Below are 10,849 nucleotides of genomic sequence, written 5' to 3' on the forward strand. Positions count from 1 at the left end.
TTGTAATTTAATTACATAATCAAATTAATGCCTGTTTTTCGAAATTCTGATTTTCCCAGCCCCTAAACCTCAAAATACATGAACAATGAAGGAGCGAAATTGCTTAAAATAGATGTGTTATTCTAGTAACGCCTACCCCAACGTTATCCAGTAGCCCAATAACGAGTTAAGAGAAGACTATGTCAGACAAGATCTCCACATCAGCTCTCGCTAAACAGAGAGATATAGAAGCTAAAACTCTATTCAGTGACCTAAAAGCGGCCGGCTATATCGTACGTTCACAGGATCGATGGGTGCTGACCGAACGAGGTGAAAGCTTTGGTGGGGAGTATGTAGAACACAAAAAGTTTGGTGTCTTCATTGTCTGGCCTGAGAAGCTACTTATCGATTTGGACACCTTCTCAGGGCAAACACTAACCGCAACTCAACTTGGGAGTGCTTTCAAGCTCAGCGCAAAGAAAATTAACCTCTTGCTCAATGAACTTGGTTGGATAACAAGAGAAGAAGACGGTTGGCACGTCACCCCAACAGGTTTAAAGGCCGGTGGTGAACAGAGAGAAGATAAAGCCACACAAAACTTATTCGTGGTGTGGCACGATTCATTAGTCCGCAATAAACGTTTGAAGCAATCAGTTGTTGAATTCCTAGGGCACGATGCAGAAAGCCACTCAACGGATGTGTCATTTTCTAGCTTCCGCCAAAAGTTCGAGGCCAAGCATAGAACCTTGGATGGACACTATGTGCGTTCAAAAGGGGAGCTAATCATCGACAACTGGCTATATATGGCGGGTGTGGTACATGCGTACGAGCGTCCACTGCCAATAGCAAAAGAAGTGATCAGTGACTTTTATCTTCCAAGTGGCAAAGTCTACATCCAATTTTGGGGAACCGACTCTGCGCCAATCGCCGAGGAAAAGCGTGAAGCGACGAGGAAAATCTATGCCGAGTATGGTTTTGGCTTAATTGAAATCACACCAGAAGATATTCCAAACCTAGACAGCGTACTTCCACCATTATTGCGTCAATATGGCATAAAGGCGTACTAAACGACTGAATCTAGACAATTCAAACCTATTAAGATCACACTTATCGAATCATTATGGACATTATTTACCATAGTGATTTGATATGTTCGCTATTTTTCCCAAGCTAATCTTCTATTATCTTACCTCCATCGACTTGAGCTACCGCAGATACTCGATTTATTGGGGCATGTTCGATGACCATTTCAGCGCTTGTTTCTTAGAAACCCGTTCTATTAAAGACCGATGATGTTAGAGACAAAGCCCAAATGCGTTATCCGTTTATTGTTGACGTTACCGAACATAACACCCTACAACATTTATTATTGATAGATATTAGGATTCAACATGACTCATCCAATCATTACTGATCTAAACACTCGTTACACAACTAAAAAATACGATGCAGAAAAACGCATCTCTGCGGAAGACATGGAAGTAATCAAAGAAGCACTTCGTCTGTCAGCTTCTTCTATCAACTCTCAGCCTTGGAAATTCATCATCATTGAGAGCGACGAGGCAAAACAACGTTTCCACAACACTTTCGAGAACATGTTCCAGTTTAACCAACCACATGCGAAAGAAGCGTCACACACAATCCTGTTCGCTCACGATCCTAAGTACACTAAAGAGAAATTCGCGAAACGCGCAGATACGGAAGTAAGCTCTGGTCACCTACCTGCTGAAATGTATGAACAGTTCTTAGGTGCTTACGCATTCGCAGAAATGAACACTGACGAAACAGGTTTCAACGGTAACTGGACTAAGTCTCAAGTGTACATTGCACTGGGTAACACACTGCACACACTTGCTCGCCTTGGTATCGCTTCAACTCCAATGGAAGGTGTAGACGCGGCAATGATCAGCGAAGAGTTTGCTGACGAGCTAGAAGGTCACGTTGTTGATGTAGCACTGGCTATCGGTTACCACAAAGACGGCGAAGACTACAACCACGGTAAACCAAAAGCGCGTCTAGCTCTTGATGAAGTCGTGACTACGCTTTAAAAACCAACCAATAAATTGCACTGCTTATTTGGCCAGACTTTCGTCTGGCCTTTTTTATGCGCGCCTTTTGGTTGTTGGTCAGCATTGGAAATCACCAGAGTCAAATAGACACTTTAGAATCATATTAATCACAAAATTTAGAATGTCATAAAGACACAAAAGCAAGCTCAAAAAACCAAACAAAACCATTAAAAACAATATCTTAAAAACATGGTACGACTAGTGCAATGATGACCTTAGAAATTCAAATAAGGTATTATCATTATGACTATTCACGTTAAATCAAATGTTCACTGGGTTGGTATTCACGATTGGGAAACCGAGCATTTCCATGGCAAGGAATATCACATGAACAAAGGCACCAGTTATAACTCGTACCTAATCCGTGAAGAGAAAACGGTGCTTGTCGATACCGTTGACCATCGCTTTACGGAGCAATTCCTTGCAAACCTTGAGATGGAAATCGACATCAACGAGATCGACTACATCATTTGTCAGCATGCCGAAGAAGACCACTCAGGCGCTCTTGCCGCGCTACTTGCTAAGATCCCTAATACCCCGGTCTACTGCACAGAAGCCGGTGTGAACTCGATTGTCGGCCATCATCACCAGCCAGACTGGAACTTCAGAACGGTAAAAACCGGCGACACACTGGATATCGGTAATGGTAAGCAACTTATCTTTGTTGAGATGAAAATGCTGCACTGGCCAGATTCAATGGCAACTTACCTAACAGGCGACGAAATTCTGTTTAGTAATGATGCCTTTGGCCAACACTACTGCGATGAAAACCTGTTCAACGACCAATTAGACCAAGTTGAATTGCACGAACAGTGCCTGCGTTACTTCTCGAATATCCTGACGCCATTTGCACCTCTAGTAAAAGCCAAGATCGAAGAAGTGTTGAGTTTAGGTGTACCGATCGATGTGATCGCCACTTCTCACGGCTGTATTTGGCGAGATAACGCCACCCAGATCGTAGAGCAATACTACAAATGGTCGAAAGCTTATAAAGAAGACCGCATCACAATTGTGTACGACACCATGTCGAACAACACTCGTATGATGGCCGATGCCATTGCGAAAGGGATCCGTAAAGGAAGCCCAGAAACGGCAATCAAGGTGTTCAATATTTCCAAGCATGATAAAAACGACATCCTTGCCAATATCTTCAGATCAAAAGGTGTACTTGTTGGCTCATCAACCATGAACAATGTGATGATGCCGCAAATCGCAGCCTTACTCGAAGAGATACACGGTTTACGTTTTGCCGGAAAAAGAGCAGCAGCCTTCGGGTCTTCAGGTTGGACAGGTGGCGCAGTAAAACGCATCGATGCTCGCCTACGTGAAGCAAACTTCGAAGTCAGCGCTCCGCAACACATCCATTGGAAACCAGACACAGATGCCCTTCGTCAATGCATCGATTACGGCATGACATTGGCTGAAGTTTGGCGTACCGATGCAAACGAGGTAAGTAAACCTAAACAAGTAGAACGCAGCGTAAAGAAAATCGACACTTCGGACAATCAGCCAGAACAAACAACTGAACCAGAAGCCGTTGCAACAGCTTCTACCAAAGAAGCACAGCAGGCAGACGTGCCCCCCGCTCACAGCGAAGACTGCACATGCTGGCGTTGCACGGTTTGTGAATGGGTATACGACCCACAATTAGGTGAACCGTACCAAGGTGTTGAACCAGGAACACCATGGGCACAAGTACCTGATGACTTCCTTTGCCCTGAGTGCCATTTAGGCAAAGAAGTATTTGTGGAGAAGTAATATGTCGAACATTGTAATTGTGGGTGGCGGTTTCGCTGCCCTACAAACTATCAAGATGGTACGTAAGCTCGACCAAGACATCGCGATCACCATGATCACGGCAGATTCGGGGGTTGAGTACAGTAAGCCGAACCTTTCGCACGCGTTCAGTCAAGAACAAACGCCCGAAACACTCACCATACATAATGCTCAGCAGTTAGCTGAGCAGTACAACGTGGTTATTAAAACTAAAGCGCTTGTCAGCGAAATCGATGTTGAGCAACAGTATATTCGTGTCGATGGCCAACCAATCCATTACACAAAGTTAGTGTTAGCAACGGGGGCCACACCATTTATTCCACCAGCAAAAGGGTTAAAACGTGGTGCGACAATCACGCTCAATAGCCTAGAGGAGTTTGAGAAGCATAAAGCGCAGATCGATGATGCTCAGCGTGTCACTGTTATTGGTGGCGGCCTGATCGGAGTCGAGCTTGCCTTTGACCTCCAAACCGCTGGGAAAGATGTCACGATCATCGAGCCTGCCAGCTATCTCTTGAGCAGTTTGGTGCCGCCTTTCGTTTCTCTAGAATTGGAGCAAGTGTTAAGAAAAGCAGGGGTGACCGTTGAAACAGACTCTGCAGTTTGTCGAGCGACTTACCTCGAAGAGGATATAAGGTTACAAACCACCGCTTCTCGATTAATACGAACGGATGCTGTGATTGCAGCAGCAGGGCTGAAACCGAACACAACATTAGCGACACAAGCCGGAATCACCGTCAACAAAGGGATCGTTGTCGACCAAACGATGAAAACCAGTGCTAATAATGTTTATGCGATTGGTGATTGTGCCGAAATTGAAGGGCGTATCATGGCTTATCTCCAGCCCGCGATCTTGTCTGCTAATGTGTTGGCAAAGCAGCTCATTGCGAGTGATGAAGTACCTGCGACCGCTGACATAAAACTCAAGTTGCCTCACATCATTACCAAGGTGAAGACCCCAAGCTACCCCATTCAACTTGCAGGCCGCGATCTACAAACGGCTCAAAGCTGGGAGACTCGCTTTGACCCGAAAGGCATTATCGCAAAAGGCTTCAATGCAGATAATCAATTGGTTGGGTTTATCGTCACTGGAGAGCATACCAAAGCTGCATTCCCACTGCTCAAAGAGCTACAAACAAGCTCACCCGCTTAATCTCAATGACATAAGCCCAATAGCTCAAACTCAATAACATAAGCAGCGTCCTACAAAACGAAAAAAGCCAGTCAATAGACTGGCTTTTCTGTGCGTTAAGCGAAGTGTTCACATTAACCGATAAACGAGATGTAACCTTGCAGGATAATCAGGTTAACGATATCAATGAAGAATGCGCCGACGATTGGCACCACCATGAACGCCTGTGGTGATGGACCGAATCGGTTCACCAAAGAGCCCATGTTCATTACCGCTGTAGGTGTTGCGCCTAGGCCGAAACCACAGTGACCACCCGACATAACCGCTGCGTCGTAGTTTGAACCCATCACTTTAAACGTCACAAAGTAAGAGAACAGACCAAGTACCACTGCTTGAACACTCAAGATCACCAAGAATGGGATCGCAAGGTCAAAGATGTTCCACAGTTTCAGGCTCATTAACGCCATCGCCAAGAATAGAGACAGTGACACAGTACCCAGAATATCAACGGTTTCGCTATCGGTTTTATGCAGCCTAGTCACTTCAAACACGTTAGTGATGAATACACCGATAAACAGAGCGTAAACAAAGTCAGGAATCGTCAACCAAGAAATTTCAAAAGTCGCCACCCATTGCTCTAGGTATTGCGCACCTGTGATACAGATAAGGAGAATGAACAATACTTCAATCACCTTCTTGGCTGTCACTTTGTCTTCTTCATACTCGTTATACGTCACCAGCTCAGGGAAACGCTCGTGCGTTTGTGTACCTGTGCCGTACTCTGATTCAAGGTTGTTTTTGTCGATCAGCTTTTGTGCCACCGGGCTACCGATGATACCGCCAACGATCAAACCAAAGGTTGCCGAAGCCATCGCGATTTCTAGCGTGTTGGCAATGCCATAAGTATCAGCAAAGGTTTGCGACCAAGCTGCACCTGTACCGTGACCACCAGATAGCGTAATAGAACCTGCAATCAAGCCCATTAGCGGCTCAAGACCAAGCGCGGTAGCTAACGTCACACCCACACCATTTTGGATGATGATATATACCGAAGCGACGCCCAAGAACAAGAATACCTTCGCACCGCCTTTCATTAACTGTGTGTAGTTAGCAGCAAGACCTACAGTCGCAAAGAACATCAACATGAATGTGTTCTGTAAAGGTAGGGAGAATTCTAGATCAACGCCGTTAAAATGCAGGCCTGTAATCGCAAAAGCAACAATTAAGCCGCCCACTATGGGCTCTGGGATATTGTACTTTTTGAGAATCGGTAGCTTTGCGTTTACAAAATGACCTAGAAACAAAACGCTGATCGCGATTAAGAAAGATTCTAGTGGCCCTATTGAAATTAATTGATTCATATAACCTCTATTGTTTTACATTCTCATCTTCCTTAATGAGTCTAGTTTTATCTGTAAGTATTTGTGTTGCTCTGCCTATATTTGTGCAAATTGATGAGAAATTGTTGGATTAGAAACCGAACACATTAGCGTGTCAGCTAAGTGTCATGTTAGTAACACGTTAACTTTAGTAGGCGATGAGAGATTCTATGGCCCAAATCAACACCTATCTGTTTATCTTATCGCCGATGCTATCGTCGATTTAACCCTTTCTGAATACCTAAAAAAGCAAAAAGGAGCTATCGCTAGCTCCTCTTTTATTACCATCGCTGGTAATTAGAATTTCTTAGGAGCATAACCCGTCATAACTTCAAGACGAAGCTCTTTACCAATCTTCGTCATTGGGTGAACAACGACTAATCCTTTTACAGACTTTTTCAGTTTACCCATATCCGCTTGCTCAGCTTTAGTAATCTCGCGGCTAAATGGCATATCAAGCAACGACTTACGTTCTTGATTCACATCGTAGCTTTGCTTGTGCTTAAGCTGTGCAATCTTCTTTGTTAGCTTTTTGATTTCGTCTTCAAATTGACGAACAACAGGGCGATCATTACGAGCTTTAGCAGCCGCTAACTTATGGCGACACTTGTCTAAACGGTTGTTAATTTGTTGAAGTTCGTTTTTAGCACTCATAATAATTTCCTAAGATTAAGCAAGCCAATTCGGATTGGGGCGCGGAGTATAGCACAAGGGTTTACCTGAACCGAAATTTATCTGATAAATAGCCTTTGGAATAAAAAACAGCCTAAACTGTCTATCAGCTCATCGATAAAAAATGCCACTAATCCGCCGATCAGACATCAACCACAAGGAAGCGTAATGACATCACCGAAACAAAGAGTATTGACCTACAGCCTAGTCCTTGGCTCTGTATTTGCCACAAGTTATGCATCCAGCGAAGCCTCTAATGAAAGCATGCACGACAACAATCTGATTATTGAGTATTCAGCGCCTCAAGACGAAATAGAGAGACAGCTTAAGCAAGAGATTGAGAAGAGTGGCGTTAATGACACCATGGTAGACCTATCGAATCAGTTGTTCCTGTTCAAACAGCCTTTGGTCATTCAATATGGTGGCGATGAGGGTCCGCTCTACGACCCGCAAACTCATCATGTACTGATTCCTTACAGCTTCTACGCCGAATCACTCAACTATTTTGAAAAGAACCAATACGAAAAAGATTATCGGAAATCCGCGCAAACTGGCGCCATCGATACCTTGCTCCATACGCTGATTCATGAGGCTGGCCATGCCTATGTTGAAGATCAGCAAATAGCCATTCTAGGTAAAGAAGAAGACGCGGTTGATAATTTAGCGACCATCTTACTTATCAACTATGTCGAACACGGCACGGATGCAGCGATAAGCGCAGCTGATATGTTCGCCTTCGAATCAGATGACCGCCCAGAGTATTACGATTTGGGTGAATACATTGATGAGCACAGCTTCGACCTACAGCGCTACTTCTCAACCCTATGTTTGGTCTATGGCAGCGATCCTGAGGCCTACAAAAACTTACTTGATGAAGTTGAAAACGACTATCTGAAAGATAGAAAAGAGTTTTGCGTAGAGCATTTTGATGTCATCAACGCCAATTGGCATCGATATTTAAAAGAGGGCGACGATAGTTAAGAACTTCACTATCACTGTTCAGAAGTTTCCCCATACAACTGCTACTTCCAACAGCGGCTTCGTGCTTTTAAAGCCGCTGAATGTTGTTTGGGGAACGCAAAATGAGACGTCAGACAAAACCTAGACATTCACCTTGTACTTCAGATCTTGTGCTTCATCGCCAGTCATCCCTCGGAACCCCCAACAATGTGAAGGCTGCTCTTTGATGGTGATTTCAATATCGATCGGAGAGATAGAGAGCTGCTTTTCAATCTCAGAAAATATCTTCTTAATTAAGCGCTTTTTGGTGTTAACAGCGCGTCCTTCCATCATATTAATCTCGATAACGGTATAGGCCTGCGTTCGCCCTTCTGGGTAAAAGAAGTCATCTCGTTCTAATGGCACAAAACGATGTGCTCGCTTGTCATCTGGCAACCCCATCTCACTATTTAAGCACTGCTGCAAAACATTAGAGAGCTCTAACTTAATCGGGTTTAAGCACTCTTTGATACCATAAATAACAATCATGACCAGTCCTTCGATGTGATGTTAAGTAAAGAAGAAAGTTAGAAAGAAGCAGCCATTCACCCTTTCTGCTCGCTCACTATTTATCCATATACTACCTAATGACATCGACTAAAGAAGAGACGGACGATGAATTTATGAACAAGTGCAACAAAAAACATATCCTTCTATTGCAGCTGGTTTGCCAAACAACTTCGATCAATAAATAACCACCTCCTGACCTAGATTGATCGAACCTCTCAAACAGTCCGTATACCCTCCTAAATCATCTTTGAACTAAGGAGTGCTATGTGCCGAATTCAACTGGGAAGATCACGCGGACAGAAGCCAAACCAGACAAACCCGTAGAGTCTTCTCTAGAGCTTGCTGTGTTCCCCCTCCCCATCTTTCTTTTGCCAGGAGGGAGACAAAGGCTAAGAATCTTCGAACAAAAATATCTCACCATGGTGGCACACGCTGCCAAAGGCGAAGGTTTTATCATCGCGACGCAAGACAACACAAAGTCCGAACATCTTAGTACGTGGGGAACTAAGGTCACGATTGTCGATTTCAATATGTCGGATGATCAGTTGTTGGAGATCGACGTAGAAGGGCAAAACTTAGTGCAGTTGTACTCCTCACATCGCCAAAGCGACGGCCTGATTAAAAGCCAATTCCATGATTTACCCCATTGGCCAGCGCTCGACTATGATGTGCCCAATGTCTTTACTGCATTTCTAGTGCAGTTATTCCATGACCACGACTCAATCAGAACGCTCTACCCGACCCCAGATTTTGATAGCCCGCAGTGGATTTGTGCGCGATTGCTCGAGATGATGCCAATCCCGTTAGAAAAGAAATCAGAATTTACAGAACCCGCGAGTTTTCCCTCGCTAGTTCCTTTTTTGAATCAAATCATTACGGGGCAGTAAACACTTTTTTTCACTATAATTTTGTATAGTAAAAATTAATTTAAACAAAAGTGATCCCTACTGATGCTTTGCACGTAGTGCCACTCAAATTCGCATGATGGTTACTGACTATGCAAGTGGAAAGCAGAAGTAAAGGGAAGGGCAAGGAGCATGTCATCATTCCCGACAACAAATTACCGAGTGAAAACAAGGTACCTACAGAGCTCTCAAGCTGGTTGATTTCGGTGGGAGAAAACCGAGACAAGCAGGCATTCACCTGTTTGTTCAAGTTCTTCGCACCCAAAATCAAACGTTTCGGAATCAGCAAACTTGGTGGCGAAGCCGCTGCTAACGAGTTGGTTCAAGACACCATGACCAATGTTTGGAAGAAAGCGCACCTCTACAATGAAGATAAAGGTGCTGCAACCACTTGGGTCTACACAGTAATGCGAAACGCAGCATTCGATATGCTTCGCAAGGTAAAAGCAAAAGCAGAGCAAACGATAGCTGACGACATTTGGCCATTAGACGCTATGGTGGCTGAGACTCAAAACGAAGATTTGCCTTTTGGCGATCATCTAATGAGCCGACATGTCATGACGCAAATCGAGAAGCTCCCTCTAGCTCAGAAAACCATAGTGAAAGGCGTTTACTTCCAAGAGCTGTCACAAGAGCAACTCGCTCAGCAACTCGGCGTCCCGCTTGGAACCGTGAAATCCCGTTTAAGACTCGCTCTAGCCAAACTTAAGGTTCACATGGGGGAACAAAGCCATGATTAAACATCACCCAAACGATGCAATATTGAAAAACTTTGTTGATGGCACGCTTGCTGACTCAGTTTCCCTAATTGTGTCCAGCCATATCGAGCTATGTGAACATTGCCAGGCAAAGGTGCAGCAGCTAACGGCTAATGCAGCTGACAGCGTATTTGATGAGCAGCAAACAGTAACAAGTAATGAACTAGATAGCTTCCTTGCCGACGACATAGATTTCAATTTTGATGTGATTGATCAGATCACTGCCGATTTGTCGCAATCAATCGAGGTGGAATCAAAAGCGGAACAAGTGACTGTCGCTGATACTACCTTCACCATTCCACGTGCGTTGAGTTCAATCGCGAGAAAGGACTGGATGAATCTCGGGAAGATATCTCGAGCACGACTCGATTTTGAAGATGACGCTCACCACACTAGCTTGTTGCACATTGATAAAGACGGCCAAGTGCCTTGCCATACACACAAGGGTTTCGAGATTACTCTATTATTAGAAGGCAGTTTCGAAGACGAAATGGGTGTTTACAACAAAGGCGATTTTATCTGGTTAGACGGAAATCATACCCATCAGCCAGCAACGAAAGAAGGGTGTGTGTGCCTGACAGTATCAAGCGACGCCTTGTACTTCACCAAAGGGGTGAGCCAACTGTTCAACCCACTGGGTAAATACATTTATTAAGTTAAGTTACATTAC

Annotated in this window: 11 protein-coding genes; 8 read left to right on the forward strand and 3 right to left on the reverse strand. The window is 44.3% G+C overall.

What is annotated here, in order from left to right; genetic code table 11:
* The first annotated feature begins 179 nt into the window (after nt 1-179).
* The 4 genes from BCT81_RS28835 (at nt 180) to norW (ending at nt 4,977) form a co-directional block, all read left to right on the forward strand.
* Nucleotides 180-1,046 carry a glycerol kinase gene (locus tag BCT81_RS28835; RefSeq protein WP_102426647.1) on the forward strand — a complete coding sequence of 289 codons (867 nt, stop codon included), beginning with the start codon at nt 180-182 and terminating at the stop codon, nt 1,044-1,046.
* A 324-nt stretch (nt 1,047-1,370) separates the two neighbouring features.
* On the forward strand, nt 1,371-2,027 hold the full coding sequence (locus tag BCT81_RS28840; protein ID WP_102426648.1) for a nitroreductase family protein: 657 nt from the start codon (nt 1,371-1,373) through the stop codon (nt 2,025-2,027).
* Nucleotides 2,028-2,291: 264 nt separating this feature from the next.
* Nucleotides 2,292-3,806: an anaerobic nitric oxide reductase flavorubredoxin gene (gene norV / locus BCT81_RS28845; RefSeq protein ID WP_102426649.1), complete on the forward strand. Its 1,515-nt coding sequence runs from the start codon at nt 2,292-2,294 to the stop codon at nt 3,804-3,806.
* Nucleotide 3,807: 1 nt separating this feature from the next.
* Nucleotides 3,808-4,977: an NADH:flavorubredoxin reductase NorW gene (norW, locus tag BCT81_RS28850; protein WP_102426650.1), complete on the forward strand. Its 1,170-nt coding sequence runs from the start codon at nt 3,808-3,810 to the stop codon at nt 4,975-4,977.
* Nucleotides 4,978-5,090: 113 nt separating this feature from the next.
* Here norW and gltS read toward each other — a convergent pair whose 3' ends face one another.
* Nucleotides 5,091-6,317 (reverse strand): sodium/glutamate symporter, encoded by a 1,227-nt coding sequence (gene gltS, locus BCT81_RS28855; RefSeq protein WP_102426651.1) that lies wholly within the window; start codon nt 6,315-6,317, stop codon nt 5,091-5,093.
* A gap of 315 nt (nt 6,318-6,632) precedes the next feature.
* Nucleotides 6,633-6,989 carry a YibL family ribosome-associated protein gene (locus BCT81_RS28860; RefSeq protein WP_004737001.1) on the reverse strand — a complete coding sequence of 119 codons (357 nt, stop codon included), beginning with the start codon at nt 6,987-6,989 and terminating at the stop codon, nt 6,633-6,635.
* A 186-nt stretch (nt 6,990-7,175) separates the two neighbouring features.
* On the opposite strand from BCT81_RS28860, the gene BCT81_RS28865 reads away from it, so the two are divergent.
* Nucleotides 7,176-7,988: a DUF4344 domain-containing metallopeptidase gene (locus BCT81_RS28865; protein ID WP_102426652.1), complete on the forward strand. Its 813-nt coding sequence runs from the start codon at nt 7,176-7,178 to the stop codon at nt 7,986-7,988.
* 120 nt (nt 7,989-8,108) lie between these two features.
* Here BCT81_RS28865 and BCT81_RS28870 read toward each other — a convergent pair whose 3' ends face one another.
* On the reverse strand, nt 8,109-8,495 hold the full coding sequence (locus BCT81_RS28870) for a tautomerase family protein (protein ID WP_004736999.1): 387 nt from the start codon (nt 8,493-8,495) through the stop codon (nt 8,109-8,111).
* Between the two features lie 287 nt (nt 8,496-8,782).
* Between BCT81_RS28870 and BCT81_RS28875 the strand changes: the two genes are divergently transcribed.
* From BCT81_RS28875 to BCT81_RS28885, 3 genes are all read left to right on the forward strand, one after another.
* The gene (locus BCT81_RS28875; RefSeq protein ID WP_102426653.1) at nt 8,783-9,403 is read left to right on the forward strand and encodes an LON peptidase substrate-binding domain-containing protein; all 621 of its coding nucleotides are present in this window, start codon (nt 8,783-8,785) and stop codon (nt 9,401-9,403) included.
* A gap of 110 nt (nt 9,404-9,513) precedes the next feature.
* Nucleotides 9,514-10,161 (forward strand): sigma-70 family RNA polymerase sigma factor, encoded by a 648-nt coding sequence (locus BCT81_RS28880; protein WP_004736997.1) that lies wholly within the window; start codon nt 9,514-9,516, stop codon nt 10,159-10,161.
* Nucleotides 10,154-10,834 (forward strand): ChrR family anti-sigma-E factor, encoded by a 681-nt coding sequence (locus tag BCT81_RS28885; protein ID WP_102426654.1) that lies wholly within the window; start codon nt 10,154-10,156, stop codon nt 10,832-10,834. The genes BCT81_RS28880 and BCT81_RS28885 overlap by 8 nt, the downstream gene beginning before the upstream one ends.
* Nucleotides 10,835-10,849: the final 15 nt, after the last annotated feature.

The sequence above is a fragment of the Vibrio sp. 10N.261.52.A1 genome (assembly GCF_002876325.1).
In the GTDB taxonomy this organism is placed as follows: domain Bacteria; phylum Pseudomonadota; class Gammaproteobacteria; order Enterobacterales; family Vibrionaceae; genus Vibrio; species Vibrio chagasii.